This is a genomic window from Paenibacillus sp. FSL H3-0302 (genome assembly GCF_037982245.1).
Taxonomy (GTDB): domain Bacteria; phylum Bacillota; class Bacilli; order Paenibacillales; family Paenibacillaceae; genus Paenibacillus_AQ; species Paenibacillus_AQ odorifer.
In genome coordinates, this window is record NZ_CP150284.1 from 5,147,980 (window position 1) to 5,171,850 (window position 23,871).

The 23,871-nt window shown below is 41.4% G+C and carries 29 protein-coding genes, 2 tRNA genes and 1 pseudogene; 19 read left to right on the top strand and 13 right to left on the bottom strand.

What is annotated here, in order from left to right; translation table 11 throughout:
* Positions 1-42 precede the first annotated feature (42 nt).
* From MHH50_RS22835 to MHH50_RS22845, 3 genes are all read left to right on the top strand, one after another.
* Complete coding sequence (locus MHH50_RS22835; protein WP_340033448.1) at positions 43-846, top strand: stalk domain-containing protein; 804 nt, start codon at positions 43-45, stop codon at positions 844-846.
* Between the two features lie 87 nt (positions 847-933).
* Positions 934-1,113, top strand: a complete 180-nt coding sequence (locus MHH50_RS22840) for a hypothetical protein (protein ID WP_340033449.1) — start codon at positions 934-936, stop codon at positions 1,111-1,113.
* Positions 1,114-1,142: 29 nt separating this feature from the next.
* A complete protein-coding gene (locus MHH50_RS22845) occupies positions 1,143-1,265 on the top strand; it encodes a hypothetical protein (protein WP_340033450.1) in 123 nt (40 codons plus the stop codon).
* 37 nt (positions 1,266-1,302) lie between these two features.
* Here the strand turns inward: MHH50_RS22845 and MHH50_RS22850 are convergent, their stop codons facing one another.
* Positions 1,303-2,391, bottom strand: a complete 1,089-nt coding sequence (locus MHH50_RS22850) for a hypothetical protein (RefSeq protein WP_340033451.1) — start codon at positions 2,389-2,391, stop codon at positions 1,303-1,305.
* 364 nt (positions 2,392-2,755) lie between these two features.
* A complete protein-coding gene (locus MHH50_RS22855) occupies positions 2,756-4,678 on the bottom strand; it encodes a hypothetical protein (RefSeq protein ID WP_340033452.1) in 1,923 nt (640 codons plus the stop codon).
* A 190-nt stretch (positions 4,679-4,868) separates the two neighbouring features.
* Here MHH50_RS22855 and MHH50_RS22860 point away from each other — a divergent pair, with 190 nt between their 5' ends.
* On the top strand, positions 4,869-6,038 hold the full coding sequence (locus MHH50_RS22860; RefSeq protein ID WP_340033453.1) for a site-specific integrase: 1,170 nt from the start codon (positions 4,869-4,871) through the stop codon (positions 6,036-6,038).
* Entirely contained in the window at positions 6,035-6,223 is a 189-nt protein-coding gene (locus MHH50_RS22865) for a hypothetical protein (RefSeq protein WP_340033454.1), read from the top strand. Before MHH50_RS22860 ends, MHH50_RS22865 begins: the two co-directional genes overlap by 4 nt.
* A gap of 168 nt (positions 6,224-6,391) precedes the next feature.
* Here MHH50_RS22865 and MHH50_RS22870 read toward each other — a convergent pair.
* From MHH50_RS22870 to MHH50_RS22880, 3 genes are all read right to left on the bottom strand, one after another.
* Positions 6,392-6,477: transfer RNA gene (locus MHH50_RS22870), tRNA-Leu, on the bottom strand.
* Positions 6,478-6,636: 159 nt separating this feature from the next.
* Positions 6,637-7,113: a WGxxGxxG-CTERM domain-containing protein gene (locus MHH50_RS22875; protein ID WP_052097266.1), complete on the bottom strand. Its 477-nt coding sequence runs from the start codon at positions 7,111-7,113 to the stop codon at positions 6,637-6,639.
* Between the two features lie 75 nt (positions 7,114-7,188).
* Positions 7,189-7,875 (bottom strand): M15 family metallopeptidase, encoded by a 687-nt coding sequence (locus MHH50_RS22880; protein ID WP_036683338.1) that lies wholly within the window; start codon positions 7,873-7,875, stop codon positions 7,189-7,191.
* 117 nt (positions 7,876-7,992) lie between these two features.
* Here MHH50_RS22880 and MHH50_RS22885 point away from each other — a divergent pair, with 117 nt between their 5' ends.
* Positions 7,993-8,157 carry a hypothetical protein gene (locus tag MHH50_RS22885; protein ID WP_169744799.1) on the top strand — a complete coding sequence of 55 codons (165 nt, stop codon included), beginning with the start codon at positions 7,993-7,995 and terminating at the stop codon, positions 8,155-8,157.
* On the opposite strand, the gene MHH50_RS22890 is transcribed toward MHH50_RS22885, so the two are convergent.
* Positions 8,154-8,489: a YolD-like family protein gene (locus MHH50_RS22890; protein ID WP_076185234.1), complete on the bottom strand. Its 336-nt coding sequence runs from the start codon at positions 8,487-8,489 to the stop codon at positions 8,154-8,156. The genes MHH50_RS22885 and MHH50_RS22890 overlap by 4 nt on opposite strands.
* Positions 8,490-8,704: 215 nt before the next feature.
* Positions 8,705-9,265: a hypothetical protein gene (locus MHH50_RS22895; RefSeq protein ID WP_312149161.1), complete on the bottom strand. Its 561-nt coding sequence runs from the start codon at positions 9,263-9,265 to the stop codon at positions 8,705-8,707.
* A gap of 117 nt (positions 9,266-9,382) precedes the next feature.
* Here MHH50_RS22895 and MHH50_RS22900 point away from each other — a divergent pair, with 117 nt between their 5' ends.
* Entirely contained in the window at positions 9,383-9,874 is a 492-nt protein-coding gene (locus MHH50_RS22900) for a PH domain-containing protein (RefSeq protein WP_076279278.1), read from the top strand.
* Between the two features lie 73 nt (positions 9,875-9,947).
* On the opposite strand, the gene MHH50_RS22905 is transcribed toward MHH50_RS22900, so the two are convergent.
* Entirely contained in the window at positions 9,948-11,423 is a 1,476-nt protein-coding gene (locus tag MHH50_RS22905) for a glycosyl hydrolase (protein WP_076308210.1), read from the bottom strand.
* Between the two features lie 174 nt (positions 11,424-11,597).
* Positions 11,598-12,014: a cytidine deaminase gene (locus tag MHH50_RS22910; RefSeq protein ID WP_076103796.1), complete on the bottom strand. Its 417-nt coding sequence runs from the start codon at positions 12,012-12,014 to the stop codon at positions 11,598-11,600.
* Positions 12,015-12,114: 100 nt separating this feature from the next.
* Between MHH50_RS22910 and MHH50_RS22915 the strand changes: the two genes are divergently transcribed.
* Positions 12,115-12,552: a NucA/NucB deoxyribonuclease domain-containing protein gene (locus MHH50_RS22915; RefSeq protein WP_076128851.1), complete on the top strand. Its 438-nt coding sequence runs from the start codon at positions 12,115-12,117 to the stop codon at positions 12,550-12,552.
* Positions 12,553-12,633: 81 nt separating this feature from the next.
* Here MHH50_RS22915 and MHH50_RS22920 read toward each other — a convergent pair whose 3' ends face one another.
* On the bottom strand, positions 12,634-12,783 hold the full coding sequence (locus tag MHH50_RS22920) for a hypothetical protein (protein ID WP_155288175.1): 150 nt from the start codon (positions 12,781-12,783) through the stop codon (positions 12,634-12,636).
* A 149-nt stretch (positions 12,784-12,932) separates the two neighbouring features.
* Here MHH50_RS22920 and MHH50_RS22925 point away from each other — a divergent pair, with 149 nt between their 5' ends.
* The 7 genes and pseudogenes from MHH50_RS22925 to MHH50_RS22955 all read left to right on the top strand — a co-directional run bounded on the left by MHH50_RS22925 (position 12,933) and on the right by MHH50_RS22955 (position 16,793).
* The gene (locus tag MHH50_RS22925) at positions 12,933-13,109 is read left to right on the top strand and encodes a YjfB family protein (protein WP_076098563.1); all 177 of its coding nucleotides are present in this window, start codon (positions 12,933-12,935) and stop codon (positions 13,107-13,109) included.
* Between the two features lie 163 nt (positions 13,110-13,272).
* Positions 13,273-13,824, top strand: coding sequence for an ImmA/IrrE family metallo-endopeptidase (locus tag MHH50_RS22930; RefSeq protein ID WP_036683410.1), 552 nt, complete (start codon positions 13,273-13,275; stop codon positions 13,822-13,824).
* A gap of 66 nt (positions 13,825-13,890) precedes the next feature.
* Positions 13,891-14,052 carry a hypothetical protein gene (locus MHH50_RS22935; RefSeq protein ID WP_155288176.1) on the top strand — a complete coding sequence of 54 codons (162 nt, stop codon included), beginning with the start codon at positions 13,891-13,893 and terminating at the stop codon, positions 14,050-14,052.
* Positions 14,053-14,413: 361 nt separating this feature from the next.
* A complete protein-coding gene (locus MHH50_RS22940) occupies positions 14,414-14,749 on the top strand; it encodes a DUF3139 domain-containing protein (protein ID WP_076279280.1) in 336 nt (111 codons plus the stop codon).
* Between the two features lie 96 nt (positions 14,750-14,845).
* Positions 14,846-14,983: pseudogene (locus MHH50_RS22945) on the top strand (phosphomethylpyrimidine synthase ThiC); the annotation flags it as partial.
* Positions 14,984-15,312: 329 nt separating this feature from the next.
* Positions 15,313-15,807 carry a sigma-70 family RNA polymerase sigma factor gene (locus tag MHH50_RS22950; protein ID WP_076220021.1) on the top strand — a complete coding sequence of 165 codons (495 nt, stop codon included), beginning with the start codon at positions 15,313-15,315 and terminating at the stop codon, positions 15,805-15,807.
* A complete protein-coding gene (locus MHH50_RS22955; RefSeq protein ID WP_340033455.1) occupies positions 15,804-16,793 on the top strand; it encodes a hypothetical protein in 990 nt (329 codons plus the stop codon). The genes MHH50_RS22950 and MHH50_RS22955 overlap by 4 nt, the downstream gene beginning before the upstream one ends.
* An 863-nt stretch (positions 16,794-17,656) precedes the next feature.
* Here the strand turns inward: MHH50_RS22955 and MHH50_RS22960 are convergent.
* Positions 17,657-18,160, bottom strand: coding sequence for a hypothetical protein (locus tag MHH50_RS22960; RefSeq protein WP_076128844.1), 504 nt, complete (start codon positions 18,158-18,160; stop codon positions 17,657-17,659).
* Between the two features lie 408 nt (positions 18,161-18,568).
* Between MHH50_RS22960 and MHH50_RS22965 the strand changes: the two genes are divergently transcribed.
* Together MHH50_RS22965 and MHH50_RS22970 are read left to right on the top strand one after the other, a co-directional pair.
* Positions 18,569-18,934, top strand: a complete 366-nt coding sequence (locus MHH50_RS22965) for a hypothetical protein (protein WP_076128842.1) — start codon at positions 18,569-18,571, stop codon at positions 18,932-18,934.
* Positions 18,935-19,048: 114 nt separating this feature from the next.
* On the top strand, positions 19,049-20,185 hold the full coding sequence (locus tag MHH50_RS22970) for a sialidase family protein (RefSeq protein ID WP_254847654.1): 1,137 nt from the start codon (positions 19,049-19,051) through the stop codon (positions 20,183-20,185).
* A gap of 438 nt (positions 20,186-20,623) precedes the next feature.
* Here MHH50_RS22970 and MHH50_RS22975 read toward each other — a convergent pair.
* Positions 20,624-20,689 (bottom strand) — tRNA-Met (locus MHH50_RS22975).
* Positions 20,690-20,883: 194 nt separating this feature from the next.
* On the opposite strand from MHH50_RS22975, the gene MHH50_RS22980 reads away from it, so the two are divergent.
* Positions 20,884-21,936 (top strand): MBL fold metallo-hydrolase, encoded by a 1,053-nt coding sequence (locus MHH50_RS22980; RefSeq protein ID WP_340033456.1) that lies wholly within the window; start codon positions 20,884-20,886, stop codon positions 21,934-21,936.
* On the top strand, positions 21,937-22,152 hold the full coding sequence (locus tag MHH50_RS22985; protein ID WP_076220886.1) for a DUF3006 domain-containing protein: 216 nt from the start codon (positions 21,937-21,939) through the stop codon (positions 22,150-22,152). It abuts the gene before it with no gap.
* 203 nt (positions 22,153-22,355) lie between these two features.
* Here the strand turns inward: MHH50_RS22985 and MHH50_RS22990 are convergent, their stop codons facing one another.
* Positions 22,356-23,393, bottom strand: a complete 1,038-nt coding sequence (locus MHH50_RS22990) for a hypothetical protein (protein WP_340033457.1) — start codon at positions 23,391-23,393, stop codon at positions 22,356-22,358.
* Positions 23,394-23,871 lie beyond the last annotated feature (478 nt).

Consider the following 23,871-nt stretch of genomic DNA (forward strand, 5'->3'; position numbering starts at 1 on the left):
TTATCAAATCTCACATACTCCAGAACAAAGGATGATAAATGAATGCGAAAATGGGTCGTTGCAATAACCACCGCTTCTATAATTATGGCTTATGGAAACGCTGCTTCAGCAGAATCAGTCATAACTCCCAAGAAGGTTATCTTAAAAGTCAATAACACCGGAATGTTTGTAGATGAAGCCACCACCTCTACACTTCTTGATCCACAATTGTACGCAACCCCTGAAATCAGAAATAACCGAGTTATGATTCCTATCGCTAGTGTTATTCAAGAATTTGGAGGATCGTCAAGCTGGTCGGCTAAAGAGAAAAAAGTCTCGCTGACATTAGGTAACAACAATGTCGCTCTTTACTTAAATAATACCAAAGCCTATGTGAACGGAGTTTTGAAGACGTTGGATTCAGCTCCTATTACTTCTAGTGAGGGACGCACATTGGTTCCATTGAAATTTGTAAGTGATAATCTCGGAATTACACTTATATGGGATAGCAAAAACCAAGTCATTGCGTTATATCGTGGCGCATTTGACGCTTATCCAAATGACTATAGCAACTACTTTGCTCCTTTGTCTGATTCCAATAGTAATAGTAAGCCTAGCACTACTCCTAACAGTAATAAGCCAATTGATCAACATGGAATTCAGATTAACGTAGGGGATCGAGTATCAAATGGTTTCTTCTACGGAGAGGTTCAGAAAGTGGATGGAGGAAGAATTCTTGTTTATTGGGATAGCAAGAACGATCTTTACATTAGCGATGCAGACACAGATTATTGGGCAATGCTTTCTGGAGTCAGATATCTGTCAAGCAGTTGGGTAAATGCCAGTACATTGACCGTGGAATCTTAAGTTTTTAGAACCGAAATTTAATAAGAAGTTTAGAAAAGAGGAGCGACTATTCGCTTCTCTTTTCTTGCTTGAAGGGAGGTGAGAATCATGGATAAAATAATTGAAACTGCCGGAAAGACAGCGCTGACCGCAGCGGGCGCACTAATCGGAGGAGGAGCAGGAGCAGCACTTGGCACTGCAATATTCCCCGGTGCTGGAACAGCCGTTGGTTATTTATTTGGTGTTGGATACGGAACACTCAGCGGTCTTAAAGCTTGGAAACATTAATCAAAATAAATTATTGGAGGAATAAAACGATGAGTGATTTTTGGGAACGTGTAGTAGAGTCTGCTGTAGATGCAGTAAGCCAAACAATTGAGAATAAATTTGATGTGGTGGAAACCACTAAGGATTTGTACGATAAATATAAAGAAGAATAGAAAATAGGGAAGGCTCCTTAAGAGTCTTCCCTTTACTTCAATTTTGATTGGTAATGCCAAAAAGACAAGGTAGATAATCTATTTTTAAATATATTGGAATTGTAACAGGGTTGATCCCAATTTCATGAAGCTTTTTGATATGGTTATCAAATCTTTTCTTGTTATCTACAGTTTCCCTTGCTTTCCATATCCCCCTCTTATCATTTACAATTTTTAAAGTATTCAATAGATCATACTTGGTATCATTTTTCAATCTTGAATCCATGATAAGTTCTTTTGCTTTCGAAAATGTATAGTAATCACCATATCCAATAGTCTTTTTAAAGTAAGTATCCAGCACTTCAGCAGATATATCTTCACGTAAAAATTGTGAATATCCTTGCTTATTAAGGTTTTTACTTCTGATAATGCGGTAGATCTTATTATAACCGCATTGAATTTCAAATCTAATTGTAGTCATTGCTCTTTCATCGTAAGGTAGCTCATTCTCCTGCATCTGGATCCCCTTATTATAGCAATTAACAGTTAACTCCACGGACGAAGCTTTGCCTTTCAAATGTCGTTTTTTAAAAATATAAAAACTATCCTTAGGCGGTTCGTAACGCTTGCTAATACTATTGTATATCGTGTAGAGTTGGAACCCATCTGGAATATTGGCTCGTTTGATAAGTTTCATATATAAGTCCACGTGCTCAGTGCTTATATTTATTGCAAAATCTACTCTTTTGAAACTGTAGACATCTAACAGATCAAATCTGAATATCAACCCTTTATTACGTTTCTTGCTCTGAAATTTCTTTCTAATCTCTTTAAAAGCTTTTTTAAACGAAGCTTTAATTTGATTCAAATGCACTTCATCAGCTAATTGAAAATAGTCATCTTCATCTAATAACCGCATAGGGTTCATAATGATCTCAATTGCACTGTAAGTAATTTCACCTACAATCTTAGAGCGTTTAAGAATTATTTTTATTCCTTGATTTTGAAGAAGGTGAAAATGGTGATAGTCCTTCGGTTTTTCAAAATACCTGCACTTATTCGTTTTAGATAGTTCACGTAATACTTCATACATTGCCGAAAAATAGTGAAAGTCAAATTTATAGAACATATGAACTGTATGGTGCATAACAAAACCCTCCCATATATGTTGGTTAAAACTTTGTTATGCGCACTTTTATTTTTTACTTAAACACTGAAATAGTAGAATTTCCTAAATGTAAGGATAAGTAATAGTATTCGTAAAAGAAAAGATAATATATACGTATATGCTATGAGCTATTTAGCAAGCTCTCCTTTAGTCGGTACGTACCACCAGATACATCATTTCTACCATGAACGCATTACCTTCAATGCCCATTGAAGCCTATGCGAAGGTTACCAAATTGCACGAGGAGTATCATTATCTATGCCAGTAATGTTAATAGGAAAATAAAAGGATACTGTGCAGTTAATCCACAGTATCCTTCATTTTAATTTCATGATCCTCTTCCTTAATCATCGAATCCAATAAAATCCATTTTTATATGATCCATTTTCTTTTCGTCATCTTCATAATATTCGTACGGCTCATTCTCATATTCATCAATTGTCATTAGCTTATTTTGCTTTGCTTGTTCCCTTAGTTGCAATATCAATTCGGAAATGCTCGGAATTTTCCGAGCATCAAACGTTATGGCTCTACAGGCGGAAGTCTCCCCCCAGGTTTTAATTGGTGTAGTAATGCCGCTTGACGTTTTAATTATCAAGTTTGCTTCATCTAATAGCTTACCTAACTTTTTCACCCCTATTAAATCTTCGTTGCGTTGTCGGGATTCTTTATATAGAATTTCGTATGAACTTTCCCATATAAGCTTTAATTCTTCAGTGTCAGGATAGTAAACTCCTAATGTACCATTTGACGGATTGAACCGCCCGTTTGAGTAAATAAGATCATCAGGTAATGCTACGTTGATTCTTCCACCCTTGATGGCTTCTGTTAGCAGATTTAAAAAGAACTCTACTTGAGGTTGAATGATAGGCTTTGATTGATCATCTAGTATTGACATAAATAATTGCATCGCATTTTCGCATATTGCTTGAGATTCCAGCGGCGTTAAAAACTCTTTTTCCACTGCGTACATGATATAAAAATTAAAAGCATTGAATAGGTGACTGATACTATCAATTATCCTAGAATGTAATTTTGATTCAAATTTCATTCTTAATTTATGAAAATCACTCCTGTAGTGGTCAATCATTTGTGAGTTTAATTTGTTCGATAACCAATCCACATAAAAGACAATACTTGTCGGTAATGGATTTATTTCTTCATATTTTTGGAATTTATTTATCTTCATCAAATCAAATCCAGGCTCATCACGATTAAAAATATTATCCATTTGAATTCTGATTGTACGAGCGATTGTTGAACTGTTCTTCTCATTATTGTTGAGGAAGCGTTCTCCAGTAAATAAAGCCATTCCAGTTGGCAAGGCATCATCGACTGAAGACAGCTGTCTATCTCCTAACCATCGAATTATATTCTCGACTTTTTCGTCTGTACGATATTCATTCTCTGTGGTTTTTGAAGTCCCATAATCATCAACAACAATTACACTGTCCTTATGCTTAGTGTACGCCGACTTTAAATCCTTCTTATACGAGTCAACACGAACTATGTTTTCAATATCGTACATTCTTGTAAACAGACTTGACAACCTTGTCTTACCTAAACCTGATTTGCCATAAATCCACATGGCAAAATTGGGTGACAAGTCTTTGGTTTCTACAAGAGGAGTAACAATGAGTGAAAGAAGTACGTAACTCAGTAGAGCATACGTCACTTTATGATCACAGATATTAAGCATTTCAATTGTTTCCTTGAACGCTTGTTCCTCGCTTAAAGAGTTGCTCTTCAAGAATTCAAATTCAGTAAATGTGGTTCTATAGGTTTGTCTCGATTTACCGATCTTCCCTCCAGAATGTAAGAAAAACCAACCTTGTTCATCTTTGTGCCAACCAATTAAATCTAGCTCATTTATTGTTGGAATCTCCTTATCTATGTGATTCAAAAATTGCAAAATCCACAGATAAGATTTTGGAGTTATAGAGTCTAGTACAGCAAATTGATTCCAACGCCTAATCCAATTCACATTATGCAGTTCTTTCTTAAGAATAGTGATAGGCTCCAAAAGAACTGTTGCCCCTTCTCTTAAAGCATAAAATTTGTAACGCATATCTTTGATGTTCCCTTGTTTATCCAACACATTAACTTTCTCCACTGGAATCAAAATAAAGTGGAAGGTTGATGTCTTTTGACCCTTTATGTGTACATTGAAATCCCCATTCTCATCAACATAAAAATGATCACTAGCGTAACTATCATTGAAAAAAGCTAAAAGAGACTCACGTGTATCAATACCGCGTTTATTCATATATTCCTCCATAAAATATGAAAATATGAAACCAGGTTAGAATTGTATCACGTTTTCATATTTTTTCCTGTATTACTTTTTATTTTACACTTAACAGATAATTAATTCTATACAACTACTGGATCACAGGCAGGGGCAATTATGCTCCTGTCTTTTTCATATCCAAAAAAATCATTGGGGGTCGAAGCACATGAAAGGCAGCTTACAAAAACGCAATAAATACTGGTATATCATTGTCGAAACAAAGGACGAGTCGGGGAATCGGAAGCAGAAATGGATAAATACCAAATGCGAGAAGAAATCAGATGCGGAAAAAATTCTGCGAGAAACACTTACGAAGATGGACAACAACAGTTTCGTTCAGCCACAGCGAAAACTCAAATTCACTGACTTTATGCTGGATTGGCTTAACAACGTTATTAAAAGTGAGGTTGAGGGAACTACTTGGGAAGGTTATGAGATGATTGTAACAAAGCATATCATCCCCTACTTCAAGAGTAGGAATGATATACTGCTACAAGAATTACAGCCTATGCATCTGCAAAAATATTACGAGACAAAGCATCAAGACGATCCAACAACAGGCGTAAAAGGCTTATCCGCTCAAACTCTACGAAGACACCATGCCAATATCAGGAGTGCATTGAAATTCGGATTGCGAATGAACTTGATTCCATTTAATCCTGCTGATCGAATCGTACTTCCAAAGCAGGAGAAGTTCTATGCCAACTATTACACTGTCGAACAGCTCGAAAAGCTATTTGAGGTATGTTTGGGTACACTGATCGAATCGGCAGTATATCTCGCGGCTCATTATGGACTTCGGCGTTCTGAAGTGCTTGGATTAAAGTGGGATTGTATCAATTTCAAAGAAAAGACAATCTCAATTAGAGAGGTTCGAGTGAAGTACGGCAAAGAGGTCGTCGTAAAGAAACCTAAAAGTGAAAGTAGCCAGCGCATTCTGCCTTTGATGGATGATATCGCAGATTACTTATTACATTTAAAGACACAGCAGAAGAAAAACAAGCTGCTGTATGGGAAAGAATACGTCGATTGCGGTCTTGTGTGCTGCTTGCCTGATGGCAATCCCATAAAGACAGAATACTTGAATCATAAATTCAAGGACATTCTCGCAAAGAACGAATTGCCGCATATCCGGTTTCATGATCTCAGACACTCGACAGCCAGTTACTTGATTAAAAATGGTGTGAGTCTGAAGGAAATTCAGGTATGGCTGGGACATTCAACCATCAGCATTACAGCTAATACCTATACGCACATCGACATGGAGACGAAAAAGGATACCGCACAAAAGATCAACGATATATTTTCTAAGAAATCAAAGGGGGCCGCTCAATGAAGCATACCGCTTGGGGAGCATTAGATGATGCAGCCATCCAATCTGAGCTGCTGGGCATTGCCATACTCCACGTAAAGCTTGCATTGGAGCATAGCAGCAAGAATACTTTACCTTGTCGTAAAGAAGTCATTAGAGCAGAAATCCTGCGACTAAGAATGGAGCGTGACAGAATTCTCGAACGCTAAGCATGAGCTAGAACTTTACGTCGTGAAGTCGATTCAAGCATCATTCCAAGCGCATAGGAAACCTCGAATCCACACGAAAAAGAGGCACCGTTAGCAAAATGTTAGCAAACCATCTTAAAAACAAACAAGGGTTCCAGCTCTAATGAGCTGAAACCCTTGTTCTTCTAGTGCCGAGGACGGGGGTCGAACCCGTACGGTACTCACGTACCGCAGGATTTTAAGTCCTGTGCGTCTGCCTGTTCCGCCACCCCGGCATATTATGTGTTGAAGCTTCATACGTTGTTCACATATAACGCGACAAGAAATATAATATCATGAATATCGATAACGCGCAATCCTTTTTCGAAAAAAAATTATTCACAATAAAAATAACCCGTTCAGCCAGAACCGATACGGGTTATTATAAACGCGGATTATCTACGCTCGTCACTTCTGCTTCTCATTCCGGCAAGACCCAAAAGTCCAAGCAGACCGAGCCAGCCCCAGTTAGATCCTTTGTTAGTTGCAGCATTCGTTGTTGTACTAGTTGCACGGTATTTGCCGGTCTGTGTGGTGTTGGTTGCCGGGTTGACAGTGCTGTTGGTTCTGTAGTTGTTCCGGGTGTCATTATAGTTATTGGTGTTGTAGTTGTTAGGTCTGTAATTATCGTCGATGCGGATCTTATCTTTCATAATGCTCTCATGCTGATTCATTGTTCCCGTGGTGCCGTTCATTAAATTGCCTTCCGTATTCATCATCCGAGTGTGTTCCGCAGTCCCATCCATCCCGGTATTCGCGGCGGGGATACCGCCCAATGCTGCCGATCCCACCGCATTTGATGCATAGCTAGCTCCCATTAGACTCATTGATAATACAGTACCGCATGCAAGGCTTGTTATCAGCTTGTTCACAGTGTTATGCCTCCCTTTAAGGTTAGTTATCACTGATAATTTCCCCTTGGACGGCACTGTCTATGCATGGTGGTTTTACTCTTTTACTACATTAACTGTCTTAGTCACAGCATCATAAGTAACCTTTGCTCCAAGCGCCTCAGCCAGCGCACGTATGGGCACATAGGTTATTCCTGTATCAAGAACCCCATCAGTAAGCTTGCGGCCGTTTAGGTTAATGGTCACTGTAACGTCTTTGTTCACCTGATCATCCCCTCCGGTAATCTTTTTTAAAGCCTCTTTGGCTTGGTCCGTCGTTGGACGTTTACCTGCCCGAAGTTGATCTATAGTTAAACCGAAAGTCATTTGCAGATGTGAATAATCTTTAAAAGAGGTCCAGTCCCCGCCCCATTCTAAACCAAGCCGCTTAGCCTCCTGTACAACCTCTTGCCAATCTGCTGTCTTATCCTTATCACCATCACGATTGATATCCCAAGAAAGGCTAGTGCCATTCGGCAGCAAAAGCGCAAAATCAAACGCAAGACCATAATTATGATAGCTGGTACCGCCTTTAGCGTTGGTAACTATCGGTCCTGGTTTGCTTCTACCCTGCGCATACAAAGCATTTTGCTCAGCAATGGTCCGTAGACCCTGAGTAATAACGATAGGGACTCCTCTCGCATGGCTTTGCTGAATCAAAACATTCGCACCTGCCGCCAAGACAGGATGAAGCCCGACCAGACGCGCCGCGGATTTTTCCCTCAATTGCTCCAAAGTCAGCATAGAATCACCCCTTTGGTATATTCAATGATGCCGCTGCCCTATTTGCCTGTACCCCTGTCCCCTTTAGGATGATTTCCACAAAAAAGGACAAAATATTTAACGAAAGGTGGGAGACATATGGATATTCATAGCGATAGCTATAAAGTTGCAGCCCTTAGTGAACAGGAAGAAGCACTGGAAATTATTCGGAATGCTGAAGCTTCCATTGCACATCTGACTGGTAATCCTACCGTTACCTTAATCGCTTATGAAAAAAGCGAAGGCAACGGTTCTCAGCATTAAACGATGTAGACCTCGACAATATCATCCACATCGATCCACTTCCATTCCTCCGCCCACTGCAGCTTAAACTCACGCGAGTGGGTGTGAATGGAAGTCACAAAACCACTTAACATCGTATTTTCAAAAGGGTCAAAAAGAATAACTGTCACTCGTACATGACTCCGCAACGACAAAGCCAGTGTACATTCAATCTCCTCCAGCTTCTGCTCATCCAGAATAGGCTTGATGCGGCGCAGCGTTTCCCGTTCATCTCTTATAATTCGTATCTTATGCTCCGGCAGCATCATGCGGCTGCTTTCCCACAGCCCGTTTTTCTCCAGCTTTTTGCCCATGGTAACCCCTCCTTAATTATATATCTATTCCTCTAAACACGAACGTATGTTTGTATTATATCCGCATCTTCGCATATTAATCAATAATCAGGAAAAAGATACCTTTTTCGGAAGCTCTATTTTATCTAGAAGATGTATAATAATGTATATCTATTCAAGCTAAAATTCGCAGCAAAAAGACGCTGACAGATAAACTGCGCAGCGCCTGATTTGATTTATTCTTGAACAACGTCCCCAGACTCTGAGGTAGCCTGACCTTCGGAGTCTATAAGTCCTGTTGCTTCTCTTGCCTCGTTAAGCTTTGAAATACCGAATAACATCGCTACATCAGCGTTCTGATTCAATTCATTAAATTGCTCAGCCGTAACGTTTGCGGAATCAGCACCTTGAGAGGCCTCTTCTTTTAAAGAATAAGCACTTTCAAAGGCAACTTTAGACTCTTCGAGCAACTTACGAATGTCTTCAGGCAAGCTGGAGGAAATTTTTACTTTCTCGGCTTGATTCGATAAATCAGTTGCGGTACTCTGGAATTGCTTAATTTTCTTCTCCAACTGCTTGTCCGTGAGTTCTCCTGCTGAATAACCCGCAATGGCTTCGTTGAACTCCGCTAAAGAAGTTTTTCCTGACTCTTCAAGTTTAGACATTTCATTGTAGAAGTTTTGCACGGTCCCCTGCACTTCTTCCTCCGTGGCAGGTGCCGATGAAGTTGAATTATTGCTGCAGGCGCTAAGGATGACAGTCATCATCAGCATTCCTATTAGTAAAGCTTTTTTCATTATTTATCCCTCCACTTAACAGGATAATGTCGGTTTGTGTAAAGCGCAAATGAAATATATGTAAAATGACTGTTATGTTATAATTATTTTAATTGTGATCAGGAAAGGAGAGTATTTATGCCTTATTGCACCACCTGTGGAGCGGAATACAAGCAGGGCGCTAAATTTTGTGGAGAATGTGGAACCAGCCTTGACGGTACCGCTCCAGTAACCGCTCATCGACCCGCAGTAGATAATAATCATGTCATCCAAGAAGTCGTGCTCTGGAAAGGCAAACCTGCCGGCATCTCGGATCGACTCAAAGGAATCGTAGGACTTAACACAACTTCATATACCATTACAAGTCAGCGTATTATGGTAAAGACCGGACTTATCGGTAAAAATGTTGAAGAAATCGAATTGCTGCGCGTACGCGATTTATCCGTAAAACAGTCTATCATGGACCGGATGCTTGGCATTGGGTCATTAACTGTATTTTCTGATGATGCCTCAGCGCCTCAGCTTCTTTTTCGAAAAATCCATGATGCCCAAACCGTCAAAGATGTTCTGCGCAAAGCCGTTCGTGACGAGAAGATCGCCAACAACATTAGCTACCGCGAGCAAATTTAAGACGTTCATACGTAAAAAGGCCCCGGAAAACCGGGGCTTTTTGCTTGCGCTTGCACACTTGAAGTACTCTTTTTTAAGGAAGATAAAATGCCCCCGCTGGGATAACCCCCTTGATCTGGCTCGGACTCTCCCACTGCAAAACAACCCGGGCGTCGCCCGCATTCTCATAATACTCCACCTTTATTTCATACGGCTTACCTGCAATCAGGTTTATGCTGCCTTTTCGTTCCTGGCCGCTCTGATTCACCCAACTATCAATGACTAGCCCGCCATCAATCCATACCCGTATCCCATCATCAGAGTAGGAATAAATGGTATACACCTCGCTAAAAGCAGCCGTCAGCTTCCCACTCCACCGCACAGAGAATGCATCTACACGAATGGCAGGATCAGGCGAACCTTGTCTCCATGAAAAGTTAATATTGGCATCCGTTCGCAACAGTGCAGGCGTGCCGCTAAGCGTCATGTTATTGTAATATTGGCCACAGAGTCCACTCTCCAGCACACTATCCCCAATAGCAGCGAAAGCGGCGGCCTCAGCAGCATACTCCTCTCGTGTGAATACCATTTTGTCGTTCATAAAAGCTTTTATCACAGCGTCGGTATTCTTCTCATAGAGGAGTTTCCCCCAGGTCAGCTGATAAGACCATTTGGGCTGTGTTTTGGACAACAGTTCAGCAGACGGAAGCTCTCCATTCTCACCAATCGCAATCAGCTTGCCACGACCCAGATCCCATAAATTATCATAATGACTAATCTTGAAATCCGCGTCATAAATGTCGAGCGCCAGCACATCTACCTTATCACTGCCCGGATAGTATTCTGCCGGCTCATCACACCACTGATTTTTTGCGTTTGGACTCCAAACCCACAATAAATTATGCAGCTTATGATAATTGGTAAAACGATCGAACATAAGGCTCCACAATGCAGCGTAATTGCTCTTTTGCCCCCACCAAAACCATCCACCATTCATTTCATGATACGGCCGCCAAAGTACAGGAACCCCTGCGTCATTAAGCTTTTTCAGCGACAAGGCTATCTTATCCAGATCAGCTAACAGAGCATTATACTGGGTGGTACCTGGGGTTATATATTTATCAAAATCAGCATTGCTTAGGCTCGTATTTACATTCCCCCAAGTTGACGCTGTCCCCGGTAATGCAGCGTGATAACACATCGTTACGATCCCGCCGGCCCTAGACCAGCGTATCGCACTGCTGACGACCCAATTCCGTTGATTGTCAATTAGAGCCTGTGACTGATTATTGATTGCGCCCAGCTCGTAGCCATGCAGCGCAGCATATTGCCCGCTGGTATTTTTAAGCTTCTCCATGAGCTCGTCTGCACTTTCCAAATAATCATGTTGGCCGCTTATCACACCCTTTCCCTGCAAGTAATAGAGGGTATTCAGCAATAGCTGAGCCGAGGACGACAGCCCCGAATCCGCCGGAGCCATTTGTAATCTGCGAAAAGCCATCTGCCACTGCACATCGCCCACGAACCTTGATGCTGAATCAACCATCTGACGAATAATCCGCTGCTCCATCTATTCTCACCATCCTTTTAAATCTTTTTAAGTTATAGTATGGGGACAATAATGACATGAACTCAGCGAATGGACATGAAGTTGTAAAATAAGTTGGGACGATATAAGGAACTGCTGAATAAATTCACGGCTCAACAAAAAAAGGAGCTCCGCGGCTCCTCATTACTTTTTTTCTTATCTCGTGTACCTTAAAGGCAATAGTTCAGTGATTTCATATTTAGCTAATCGGTCATCCTCCGATACAATTATCTTGCAGTCTATTCCATAATCCGCAATTAACTCTCGGCACATGCCGCAGGGAGAGACTACTTTAATCTCTTTTTCCTCGCTGTCTGGGTCAGAATGCCTTACCGCAACAATCGTATCAAATTCCTTATAACCTTCGGATATCGCTTTGCCAATCACCATCGCCTCTGCACAGACTGTAATCCTCCCCATGCTGGCTTCCACATGTACCGCTGTAAAAATCTCTCCTGTTTTAGTACGAAGCGCTGCACCCACATGGTGCCGTCCCCATTCATAACGCCTGGTAATTATATCTTCGGCAGCCGCAATAAGCGTCTGATCCTCAATGGTAATTATGTACTCCATATCCAGTTCCGTCCTCCTTTATTTTACCTAATTATATTAAATCGCACTGAATTATGATATAAGATATACTATTTTAAGTGCCAAAAAAGGAGGAGCAGAATTGAAAGTAAAAAAATGGATCTCCAGTCTCATCATTGTTGCATTACTTGCTTTGGCTAGTTACTGGTTTGAACAAAACGGAGAGCCTACAGACCCCTCGTCTCCATCCGATTCGAGTGTTGTTCAGCTAACCTTCCCATCAGACCGCTATCCTGAGACCGCCAAGCATATTCAGGATGCCATTGCGAAAGGTGAATCCGCCACATGTACGATTAACCGAGAGCAGGCTGAAGAGAACCGTAAAGAGTCCTTAAAAGGGATTCCCACTAAAAAGGGGTATGACCGGGATGAATGGCCAATGGCTATGTGTAAGGAAGGCGGCGTTGGTGCCGACATTGAATACATAACGCCAAGCGATAACCGCGGGGCAGGAAGCTGGGTTGGCAATCAGCTGGAGGATTATGCAGACGGAACCCGGGTAGAATTTATGTTTAAATAACGGTCTGTCTGACCAGCCCCAGGCAATAGAATAGCCCCACCTGGCATTCGCCAGATGGGGCTACACTGCACATCAGCTAACTTAGAATAAGCAAGCTTTAGTGATGATAACCAGCAAGATGAAAAGTACCAGAATTGCTCCTGTTGAAGTCCAAGGACTACACACCGGACCTACTGATGCTGGACTTACTACCGGACCTACGTTACAACCACAACCATGTTCCATTCCCATTTTCAATTCCTCCTAATGATTAATGACTACAGCACAAGATATGTAAAAAGGAGATAAGCCGTTTGGGCGAATTGGCAAACAAATGCCAATCACCTAATGAATTGAAGGTGGACAGTCGATAAACAGGATATACACAAAGGAGGTGCAATATGGATATAGCTGCATTATCAATGGCAATGAGCCAAGCATCCTTAGCTCAAAATGTAGGGATACAGGTCATGAATATTGCCAAGAATCAGGCTGAAACCCAGAGCCAAACCATGGTGGAAATGCTGGGCAAAAGCGTTGCTCCTAATTTAGGAAAAACACTTGATATTAGTGTGTAATTGCTTTATGCTAAGGATACATGAGAACGAATGTTCTTGTGTATCCTTAGCATTTTTTTACTCTACATAGCCCTTCGGGCTTTTCTTTTGCGCATTTATGCGAACATACGATCCCATTAGTGATTTATTAGTGATTTTAAACGAGGTGAATAAGTTGGAGAACATGAAATCATATTATCAAATGACTGTGCTTGAGAAATGGACGGAGGATTTATACAAGCGATTAAATCTTCATCAGCCCTCACAAATTTCAATATCGTATATTGCAGAGCGGCTTAATATCTGGGTTCATTATTTGGATGTGAGAAGCAAGAGCATTGAAGCGTCTGCAGGGATGTACAGCCTGTTTATCGACAACCGCCTTCCAGCCAATCTTCAACGGCTAGAGTTTCTTCATGAACTGTGTCACCTCCTTCGCCATGGCAGTGATAATCAGACCTTGATGCCAGAGCATTTCACGCGGGCACAGGAGGATGAATCCGAGCGTTTTATCTTGTATGCGGCGATGCCTTACTCCATGATCTCCCGCATGACATTGCCTGAGCAACGGGAGGATGCCATCTCCTATCTCGCAGCAGAATTTCAAGTTCCTGCCGAGCTAGCCTTACAGCGGATTGATCAGATCCAAAGACGTGTGTTCCAAGGGCAATTATTGGCCGTGATGGGAAGAAACGAAGAACGACTGACACATATTCGCAACGGATCACGGAGATAATAAGCTTAGTTGCAATAGTGCTCTGCATATTCATTTATGGTGGAATTTCTCGTGAGGGGGAACGACATGGAAGCCATTAAAGTAATTGAATTATTACTGACTCATCCGGATTATAATGTAGATGCAGTACACCCCGAAATCCCGGATTTCGTGGGCATTGAGACGATTGAGGTGGATCACGAAACGGGGACCTTCTCCATTTTATTGCAAGAACCCAAAGAGGACTAAAAGAGAATCATTATTCTTCATAAGTTAAAAGGCAGCAAATATAGTATGTCCCGGCAATTCTTCGTTCGCTTATGCCTGGATTACTATTGTTATTTGCTGCCTTTTTGTATAATCTGTTATGCAAATACAAACTGTATCACCAATAAGAACTAGAATAATGAATATACCGACAAAACCCCATATTAAAAACCATAAGATTTCCACCCCGGCAGCCTTGGACTTACCTGGTCCTCCAGCATCTTAATTTGCTGCTCCAGCTCCAGTATTTTCTCTTCCTCCTGCGTCATATATCTATGAATGACATACCAGTCTCAGTATATTATCTTATACTATATACAAATTATTTATATGGAGGGAATTAATGAAGAAAAAAACAAAACTAATCTTCATCGTTCTAATCCTTTTAATCTATGGAATAACATCCTTAGCCCTCCACTCCTTCCAAAATCATATGAACAGAGAAGTCATTCATTATCTAGTAGAGACGAGAAATTATAAGAAAGAAGATTTTGATAAAGTATACACCCAGATTGCCAAAGCTCCCCTCGTAAGTACCACGGTGATTTTTGCAGACGAACCCTACGCAAGATACTTTTATCGAAAAGAAAATGGAAGGATCTTTCAATACAGCAGGGCTCCTGTTAAAGGTAATGATCCTAGCTATACATATAAACATATCGAGGAGAATCTCCCGTGAAGGAGTTGCCCTATAAAAAAGACGCGTTTGTCCAGCAGTCAGCACTTTGCTGCTTGGGCAAACGCGTTTTTTTGATCTTCCCTGCTCTAAATAGGTAAACATCGTTTGCGTAGACAGGTGATGGTAGAGGGTCCAGAACATGTGCCGATGCACTTGACTAAAGAGAGTATGGATAAGCAACTTGAAACTTGTAACGAAGCCCCTTTTTATACATTAGGTCCACTGACTACAGATAACATTGGCGTGGTTCTTAGCAGCTATCGGACACAGTTGATCTTATGCGCGGTATAACACTCCATTTCAAAGTGTAGCGGACCCCATAGCCTTTATTGGCATGAAAAACACCATATAAGACCTCCTTTTTAAGGAATAGCGTCACTGAAGTCCGCGAACCTGCTCAAAAGCCTATAAATATGCAAATAACGACTTTTGAGTCCGTAAGCCTCTGGAGATAATTTATGAATAGGCATTCTTTACGCTCAAACATAAGGAATTTTCTCAGGAACAAAATGTGACCTAATGCCGTCCTAAATGGTGTTATAGGTAAAGGGGGGCACAGTATCATGCAGCGATCCATGACCCGGCCGGGAAATCATGTGATGAAGAGTTACGAAATCTACGCAGATATGCTGTTCCGGATCGCTTTGGTCCATCTAGGCAGCCGGCAAGATGCCGAAGAAGCCACTCAGGATACCTTCATCAAGCTAATAGAAAAAGCGCCGGAGTTCAAAGATGCCGAACATCAGAAGGCATGGCTGATCCGGGTAATCACCAACCATTGTAAAACACTACTGGGCAGAGGCTGGCGCAAGCGCGAGGTTAAGCTGGAGAGCGCTGAGCCAATTGCGGCAGACAGCCCCGAGGATTGGGCTCTGCTGCAGTTAGTTATGGCGATGCCCATGAAGTATAAAACCGTAATCCATCTTTATTATTACGAGGACTATCCCATCCAGGAGATCAGCAAGATTCTGCAGATTAGTCAGTCTGCCGTGAAGATGAGACTTCAGCGGGGACGGCAACTGTTAAAACTGGAGCTGGAAGGAGCGGAACCACAGTGAAGGAAGATCAGTTTCGAACAACATATAAGAAAGCGGTGGATTCGATGAAACCAGGTGAAGAGATGAAAAAAGAATTGTTCAATAAAATAGAGCAGCGGCAGGAGCGGAAGCGTCCGCGCAAAACCGTTTATATCGCGGCAAGTGTCGTGCTCGCCGCAGGAATCGGTCTGGCTGGGCCTAGTATATGGCAGCAGTTGAACAGTCAGAGCTCCCCAGGGCAGGTTGCCCAGGTAACTCCGGGAGCAAGCAATGCTGGCAATTCAGGCACAGCTACATCCGGCAGCATTGTCATTCCCAAGCTGAAACTGCCAGATAAGGAGTCTGGCGTGAAGGCAGATATGATCGCCTTGGTCGTGTATAAAAATAATATTTATACACAGTCAGCGACTCGCATTGACGCTGCCGATGCTGCTGCTCTGCGCGGTGATAAGTTGGGACGCACTACAGGCGGCATCAACGAATGGAGCGGTAACGACGAATATATTGAGTTAGCCTCGAACATCGGCGAAACGGATCTCTATTCCGTGAAGGGCTATGACTCCAGCTTTCTGATTATGTCCTATTCGGTAATCAACGGCGAGGTATTCGCCGAACTGTATGAGCACACCAACGGCATCACCATAAACAGCGGCGCCGACCTGTTCGGCAAGCTGAATCTTGAAGGCCGAGTTACTTCTGCACAATGGGAAAGCTTCAACAGTTGGAACAACGGCCTCCAGCAGCAGGCGCCACTCGCCAATGGCGAGGCGCTTGATAGCTTCCTGACAGCCCTCCAAGCGGCTAAACCACTGGCAGCAGAGCCGCTGATCGAGCAAGGCATCTACGACAGCGAAGACCGTAAGATCATCTATTTACAGCTGGAAGACAACGCCCGAGTAGAGCTGACGCTGTTCGGTCAAGGACTTGTACGCTACGGTCAAGCACCGGTATTCTTCGAGGTCGAATCCGGGGCATTCCAGCAGCTGTGGAACAGCATGAAACTTTAGGAATGCTGGTGGAAACCCAGGGATAGCGGTTGGGACTGCGATCGGGACTGTAATCAGAACTGCGATCGGGACTGTAATCAGAACTGCGATCGGGACTGCGATCGGGACTGCGATCGGGACTGCGATCGGAACTGCGATCGGGACTCGATCGGGACTGCAATCAGGACTGCGATCGGGACTCGATCGGGACTGCGATCGGGACTGTGATCGAGACTGCGGTTGGACTGCGATCGGGACTGCAATCGGAAGAAATTAGGGACAACGTTTCGGTCACCCTGCTCTCCATTGGACAATTTAGCTGGCTGTTAACAAAAACGGCGCTGCTTCAAAACCATTTCATGGTTTGGAGCAGTGCCGTTTTGTGCTTTACTGAATGGTTTATGAACTCGCATACTAGATATGCTGGTTGTAGAGGTGAGACTACTGATTGTTCCTTTAAAAGCTGCTTCTCATTATAATTTCTGCAACTAAATCTGTGAGGAGCACGGCACTAACGAGCTAACGAATAAACGAACTAACCTCCTCCACCTCGAGCTATCGGACCCAGATGTCGCTATTTGCTGATTTTCAGCCTTAAGAGCATGGTTTCGGACTCCATGGACGCTAATGCCTAGAAAGAGGCTCACATGCGGTACTTTTTATGCCAATAGCGACTATGGAGTCCGTTAGAATTGCAAATGTGGAAAAAAACCGCTTTAAGGGTCAGCTGTGTCTGACAGGAGAAGCATCGTTCACGTAATTGTTATGGAATCAAATTTCAAAGGAACACAGGGTCTCTCTCGATACTTCCGATTGCTGCAAAAAAGGAACGCCCACCATGGACGCTCCTTGAATTTCTTATTAGTCTACTACACTCTAGCTAGTTACGCATTTACACTTTCTGTTTTACGATCCTGTCTTGCGTGTAATGTTTTCATCGCAAATCTTGCGATCGGCTGCGCAACCAACAGTTCAATCCAAAATGCTATTCCAAAGTTTCTCGGCCAGATGTGAAGGAAGTTTTTAAGTGGATCCAGGCTTATTTGTTTCGTCCCAACCCATGTGCCGATAATTGATAGTAAAATAGATAACACTGTGACATTCAATAAAGTATTCAACAGAATCCTTGCATTAAATCCATCGGTTTGTCCCATGAATTTCGGCATCACTTTTCCAACAATCGGTCCTGCAACTAATCTTACGGATAAAACTACGATCATCCACATAAATGGAATAACCTTTAGTGTATCTATATACACTTCCTTACTGAAGCCGCGTTCCAACCCCACAATAATAGGGGCAATAGTGTTAACTGAAATGATTGAAATAATGAGTAAAAATAGTATACCTTCTTTTCCGTTTCTGGGCAGTCTTGTGTCTCCATGCATGTTTGTCATCTCCGTGAATATATTTCAGATGGCAGACGTATCATGAGACATATATTTTTGGCCCAATAAAAAAGACCAATATCTCTACACACTGATTTAATAATTATAACATTTATTTAAAATAAATGTCAGACCTTCTATTTAAAATTCTTAAAATTCTCCTGCTGATAGCGAATAGTTACCTGCATGCGCCTTACAAGATCAGCAGTGGCAGAGAAGTCGTAAAAATCGTCAATTGTTGTTCAACTTATAATCAAGTTACTTCAGATCATGCTGAAATTTTATTTGTATTTCCCCACCTAATTAGACCTCTCAGTATTCATTTCCGCGATTTTTCTGATTCCCTTGTCCAAACACAATGAATCTCAATTCATATATATATAGCAAACTAATAAAGAGGTGAAGCTCATGGCAACAACAACAGGCATCATTACGAACACAGGGACTACCCCAGCATCCAACGTGCTCATTAATATCGATAATGACAACCTTAGTTTTTCATCTAACGTAGTCTATCACGTTTACGTATGGAATACCTTGGTTAGTAAAGGTTTAGTCTACTCCAACTCATTAAATGTTAATGCTAACACCAGCCAGTTTCTCGGTTTTAATATCGCAGGCAATTCAGCTTATGAAGTCCAATTTCTCGTAACTGGAAACGCACCGGCAGACACGATTATCACGGTGTTCGGAACGGATTCGTCAGGAAACGTCATTCCCCATCAAAGAGTGCTGCAATCCGAACTTACTTTCATAGCTCAGCTGAACCCATAAGTACCGAAAACTCTCTGACGAAAGGAGCTTAGCATGGCTAATATTCAAATTTCGCCGAGCGCAAGCGTTCAGTTTGAGCCCACCATCGCGGTAAATTGGCTTAATCCTTCAGTTATGGTTGCCGTAGCTGTAGATCTTCGATTAGGCCCTCCTAATATAGGTTTATACAAATCTATTGACGCAGGTGCCACTTGGACAACAACGTTATTGCCGTTACCGACAGGATTTGCAGGCATCGAAGCACCACATATTGATTATATTTTCCCGACCACTTTCGTAGTATTAGCCCACGCCTTCGATTCAGACGGTCTCAGCGGGTCGATCGTTTCCTATACATCTGCCGACAATGCCTCTTCATTCGGACCTCCAGTCATCGTGAATCAAGGGTTTGGGCAGTTTGTAAATGATGATCAGGTGGTCGTTGTCACCGACAAAGCTGGATCAAGTCCCTTTTTTGGAAATGTATATACTGGTTATACGCATGATTACAACACACAATTCATACCGGGAAATACGATATTCTTCAATCGTTCCCTAGATAACGGTAGTACCTATTCCAGTCCCTCCCTGCTGTCTTCGGTCGAAGAATTCGAAGAATTCCCCGGTATAGCAATTACATTAAATGGGATTGTTATCGTGGGATGGATCAATCAGCCTCCCGGTAATACTGATCTTAAAATTCGCACATCCTCAGACGGTGGGGTCATTTTTACTCCTGAAACCATGGTCGCCAGCGTTGTAGTCCCACCAGATCCATTGCCGGGATATACATTTAGATGTCTGACATACCCTTCCCTCGCAGCAGATATTTCTAATGCACCGACGACGCGAGGTAATGTCTATGCTGTATGGCAAGATTTTCGAGAAGGTTATTCCGATATTTTTCTTGCCACTTCCACCAATTTTGGTGTGGATTGGGGGGCACCAATATCCATTACAGGTAGTCCGGTGGGCTCCCAAAACTTTTTCCCAGCCATCACCGTATCCCCTGCGGATGGTGCAATATTCGTTACCTATTACACTAATCGAGTCAACCCCCTCAACCTTGATGTTTATCTAGCAACATCTAGAGATGGCGGTATGACGTATACAAACACCCGGATAACAACAACTTCCTTTGACGTCACCGGCATCCCCCTAATTGGGGACTACATCGGTAATGCCATCGTCCCCCAGACAGGCCGTCTAGTGAGCGTATGGACAGACACGCGGACCGGTACTGAGAACATCTGGTTTGGGGATAATCAATAAGCTATTAATCAACTTCTGATGATTAATTAAAAGGCTGTTAAGTTAGTATATCCATCTTCAATAAAGGATGCCGAGCGAACATGCGGCATCCTTTATTGCTTCTTATCAAAATTCAGCATTAACCTGTTCAAAGAAATCATCAATTTCAGCGTATTGGACATGCTATTAATTCAATCAAAATCTACGGCGTATGGTGCTTGCTACTTAATAGTCTATATGTCTTGACTGTCCCCCTTTCCTCTACAAGAGTGCAGTTCCACAGAATACATACTTTTTACCGTTTTCCAGATGATCTATGATAAAACCAGAGGATCTATCAACGCCGTGACCAAAATGTGATCATTTTCTATTTTGTCGCTTTTCCAACTCATCCACTTCTACTTACAAGGGAACCTACAGACAGCAAAAAACCCTTACAAAGTAAGGGTTTTTGATAAGTGGGCCCTGAGGGACTCGAACCCCCGACCAATCGGTTATGAGCCGACCGCTCTAACCAACTGAGCTTGGGGAAAGGTTAAAATAAGCTTAACTGTGTTTCTTTTTCTTCTATTATAGGGGTTTTTCTATTCATGAATTTAACTCTATATCAGATACTTCGTTTACAAATTCGTTAGCAAGTTTTCGTAATGTTCTCTAGAAAAAATTACCTATAACTGATAGAATACTCCCAGAATCATACATTAGGGGTTTATTTTTTTATGAAAAGAATTATTGTACCAATCTTCATGTCACTTGTTTTATTGTTGATGCCTGTACTTGCTGAGGCGCATCCAGGACGCACAGATGCAAATGGCGGTCATTATTGCCGCACCAATTGTGCAAAGTGGGGACTGAAAGACGGAGAATACCATTACCACAATGGTGGTAGTTCAAATTCAAAACCTGCTGCCACTGCGAAACCAGCTGTTAAGCCTACTGCGAAACCAACAGCAAAGCCTACTTCTACGCCAGCTCCAGCTTTGCTTTTACCAAAGAAACAAAACGTCGGCACTCTTCAGGTCTACTTTTTCGATGTTGGCCAAGGGGACTCTACCTTAATCCGAACTCCTAATAATCAATATGTCCTCATTGACGGAGGTAATAACGATCAGGGTAAGAATGTAGTAAAATACCTGAACGCCCTTGGTGTAAAGACACTTGATGCCCTGGTTGCTACTCATCCTGACGCAGATCACATTGGTGGATTAGATGATGTTCTCAAAGCGCTGGATGTTAAATCTGTCTACGCTCCAAAGGTATCACATACCACTGAGACATACAAAGATTTTTTGACCGCTGTAAAGAATGAGGGACGTACCATCAAAGCAGTGACTAAAGGCGTTACCATTCCTTTAACTGGTGTTGAGGCTAAGTTCCTGGCTCCTATTAAAACGTATGGGGATAATATTAACGACTGGAGTGCTGTCTTAAAGGTCACTTATAAGAACAAGTCCTTCCTCTTTACCGGCGATGCTGAAAAGGCTTCTGAGAACGATATGTTAGACGATGGCATGAATTTAAAAGCTGATGTATTAAAAGTCGGCCATCACGGCTCCAGTAGTTCAACCAGCAAAGCATTCATCGACTCCGTTAACCCACAGTACGCAGTAATAAGCGTCGGTAAAAATAATTACGGGCATCCAGATTCCGGGATTCTTACAAGGTTAAAAAATGCGAATACTTCAGTGTTACGAACTGACCAAAAAGGTACAATTACTGCAATAAGTGATGGCAATAAAATCACTTTTACATCGACTAAGGGGGCTAAGTAAATGCATAAAGGAATCATTGACCGCTTTGAAGGTGAGTATGCCGTTGTAGAATTTGAAGGGCAAACTGAGGATATCTTAAAATCAATTTTACCTAAAGAGGCAAAGTCTGGAGATACCCTTATTTTTAAAGATAATGAAATTCTGATCGATAAGAATGACTCGAAAAAGAGAAAAGAAGACATTCAGCAGCTAATGGACGATTTGTTCGAAGATTAAAAATGAACCCCGGTGAATATCCGGGGTTTTATTATGTACTAACTCTTATCCATCCTCTTTCCAAATTCAAATCCGAGAATATCCTTGATCATTAATGCTACCAATGTACATTTAAGAGAAGCGGTAGTATCATAGATCGGCATATATCTTGAATACTTTTAATTTAGTATCCAAACAATCGCATTTCCATAATATGAAGCTTATCAAGCTGTCAGCTCATCAAATACTTTAATCAAAATAAATCTTGTAATTCTTTCAATCAATATCAAAAGTGAATATAACTTAATTTCAATCGATATATCTTCTCCACGGTGCAAGTAATTTGATCGTAGATTATAAATTCTGTTCAATAATTCTTCTATTTCCTCTTTACTAATAGCACTTCTATCTATTCCTCGATCTTCCCAAATTTCATAAAAGTTCTCATTCAAAAATTGAAGCACAAAATCTACAAATTTCATCTTTACCTTATATCTCTCTAAAACAAATCCCTTCAAAAAATCACGATTTTCAGATTGACCAACATCCGTTTCGATAATATTTATAATTTTGGTAAAGAAATAATCATCTGAATCTAGATTTCGAGATGTTATATTACTTTTTTTAGAATACTTATGTGTTAAAGTTTCTATGGATGTAACAAACAACATAAAACTTAGTGTTTCATTTATATTATACTGCTCTAATGCATTGTAGTATAGATTTAGTGATTTCAAAAAATCCTTGTTCTTATTTGTACCCTTCTTCAATAAAACCCCAAGCCTTTTCAAGCTGTCTTCACTGTTAGAAAGCTCACCAGATTGACTAAAATCCAACCTATCCAACATATTACAAACTGGATGTCTAGCATTTTTCAGTGGGATAAAATAATTAATATTTGGTAGACTGAAATGATCATTTATTCTCGTAACACCATGATCAAAGAAAATTTTCCCATAATGCAAAGACAAAAAGTTTCTAAATACTTTCAGAGCTCGTACTCCATCCATGTCTGCAATCTCAAGTGGAGTTTTATGATACGGGCCAAGAGATTTATTATCCACCCCTAAAGGATTAATGCTATCGACTTCAACAGTAAGACTTAAAACAAACATACTTCTAAAAACACTTGTATATTGAAATTCTTCATATCTAGGCATATGATTTGGGGGAGAAATTGGTCTCAATGCGAAACTTTCCGATTCAAGTCTGCCATTTATCATAAAAGGTGTGGAAAGCAGCATCTCATTATATGTCTTCAAGGATTCGTCTCCTTTGTGTCAAAATAATTCAATCACTCAATGTTAGCATAATATGGATTCGATATGCTTCATGATCAGTAAAAATTAAATCAGTCCCCTCTTCTATACGGTCTATATCTTGGATCGTAATCTTAAGAGGATCAATCACTGTATTCTTTGAATACACTTCTGCCTTTTTGGCAGAAAAATATAGACTACAACTGCTGAAATGATAATTATCAATATCATGAGGACGACGGTTTTAACAATGTATCCCCCCCTAGAATATAAAAAAGAGACTTGGCGGTTACTGATCCGCGAGGTCTCTTCTTGATACTTCCGGATTACACTGCCGATGCTTCCAAACTGTGTATTCTAAATATAATCCATTTCCCACAACATGTATGTAACGATAAAGGAAAATTTTTCTGATCGCAAAAATACCCAGCTGATATTGGCAAGGTACAATACTTCATATTATCTTTTTACATAGCCCATA

Bases quoted from the DNA above. Each gene is read 5' to 3' on its own strand.
- MHH50_RS22860 (WP_340033453.1), top strand. From the start codon at position 4,869: ATGAAAGGCAGCTTACAAAAACGCAATAAATACTGGTATATCATTGTC.
- MHH50_RS22925 (WP_076098563.1), top strand. From the start codon at position 12,933: ATGGATATAGCTGCATTATCAATGGCAATGAGCCAAGCATCCTTAGCT.
- MHH50_RS22840 (WP_340033449.1), top strand. From the start codon at position 934: ATGGATAAAATAATTGAAACTGCCGGAAAGACAGCGCTGACCGCAGCG.
- MHH50_RS22850 (WP_340033451.1), bottom strand. From the start codon at position 2,391: ATGCACCATACAGTTCATATGTTCTATAAATTTGACTTTCACTATTTT.
- MHH50_RS22835 (WP_340033448.1), top strand. From the start codon at position 43: ATGCGAAAATGGGTCGTTGCAATAACCACCGCTTCTATAATTATGGCT.
- MHH50_RS22980 (WP_340033456.1), top strand. From the start codon at position 20,884: ATGAAAAGAATTATTGTACCAATCTTCATGTCACTTGTTTTATTGTTG.
- MHH50_RS22910 (WP_076103796.1), bottom strand. From the start codon at position 12,014: ATGGAGTACATAATTACCATTGAGGATCAGACGCTTATTGCGGCTGCC.
- MHH50_RS22985 (WP_076220886.1), top strand. From the start codon at position 21,937: ATGCATAAAGGAATCATTGACCGCTTTGAAGGTGAGTATGCCGTTGTA.
- MHH50_RS22940 (WP_076279280.1), top strand. From the start codon at position 14,414: ATGAAGAAAAAAACAAAACTAATCTTCATCGTTCTAATCCTTTTAATC.
- MHH50_RS22935 (WP_155288176.1), top strand. From the start codon at position 13,891: ATGGAAGCCATTAAAGTAATTGAATTATTACTGACTCATCCGGATTAT.
- MHH50_RS22960 (WP_076128844.1), bottom strand. From the start codon at position 18,160: ATGCATGGAGACACAAGACTGCCCAGAAACGGAAAAGAAGGTATACTA.
- MHH50_RS22885 (WP_169744799.1), top strand. From the start codon at position 7,993: ATGGATATTCATAGCGATAGCTATAAAGTTGCAGCCCTTAGTGAACAG.
- MHH50_RS22905 (WP_076308210.1), bottom strand. From the start codon at position 11,423: ATGGAGCAGCGGATTATTCGTCAGATGGTTGATTCAGCATCAAGGTTC.
- MHH50_RS22895 (WP_312149161.1), bottom strand. From the start codon at position 9,265: ATGAAAAAAGCTTTACTAATAGGAATGCTGATGATGACTGTCATCCTT.
- MHH50_RS22900 (WP_076279278.1), top strand. From the start codon at position 9,383: ATGCCTTATTGCACCACCTGTGGAGCGGAATACAAGCAGGGCGCTAAA.
- MHH50_RS22920 (WP_155288175.1), bottom strand. From the start codon at position 12,783: ATGGGAATGGAACATGGTTGTGGTTGTAACGTAGGTCCGGTAGTAAGT.
- MHH50_RS22950 (WP_076220021.1), top strand. From the start codon at position 15,313: ATGCAGCGATCCATGACCCGGCCGGGAAATCATGTGATGAAGAGTTAC.
- MHH50_RS22930 (WP_036683410.1), top strand. From the start codon at position 13,273: ATGAAATCATATTATCAAATGACTGTGCTTGAGAAATGGACGGAGGAT.
- MHH50_RS22890 (WP_076185234.1), bottom strand. From the start codon at position 8,489: ATGGGCAAAAAGCTGGAGAAAAACGGGCTGTGGGAAAGCAGCCGCATG.
- MHH50_RS22970 (WP_254847654.1), top strand. From the start codon at position 19,049: ATGGTTGCCGTAGCTGTAGATCTTCGATTAGGCCCTCCTAATATAGGT.
- MHH50_RS22865 (WP_340033454.1), top strand. From the start codon at position 6,035: ATGAAGCATACCGCTTGGGGAGCATTAGATGATGCAGCCATCCAATCT.
- MHH50_RS22880 (WP_036683338.1), bottom strand. From the start codon at position 7,875: ATGCTGACTTTGGAGCAATTGAGGGAAAAATCCGCGGCGCGTCTGGTC.
- MHH50_RS22855 (WP_340033452.1), bottom strand. From the start codon at position 4,678: ATGAATAAACGCGGTATTGATACACGTGAGTCTCTTTTAGCTTTTTTC.
- MHH50_RS22845 (WP_340033450.1), top strand. From the start codon at position 1,143: ATGAGTGATTTTTGGGAACGTGTAGTAGAGTCTGCTGTAGATGCAGTA.
- MHH50_RS22965 (WP_076128842.1), top strand. From the start codon at position 18,569: ATGGCAACAACAACAGGCATCATTACGAACACAGGGACTACCCCAGCA.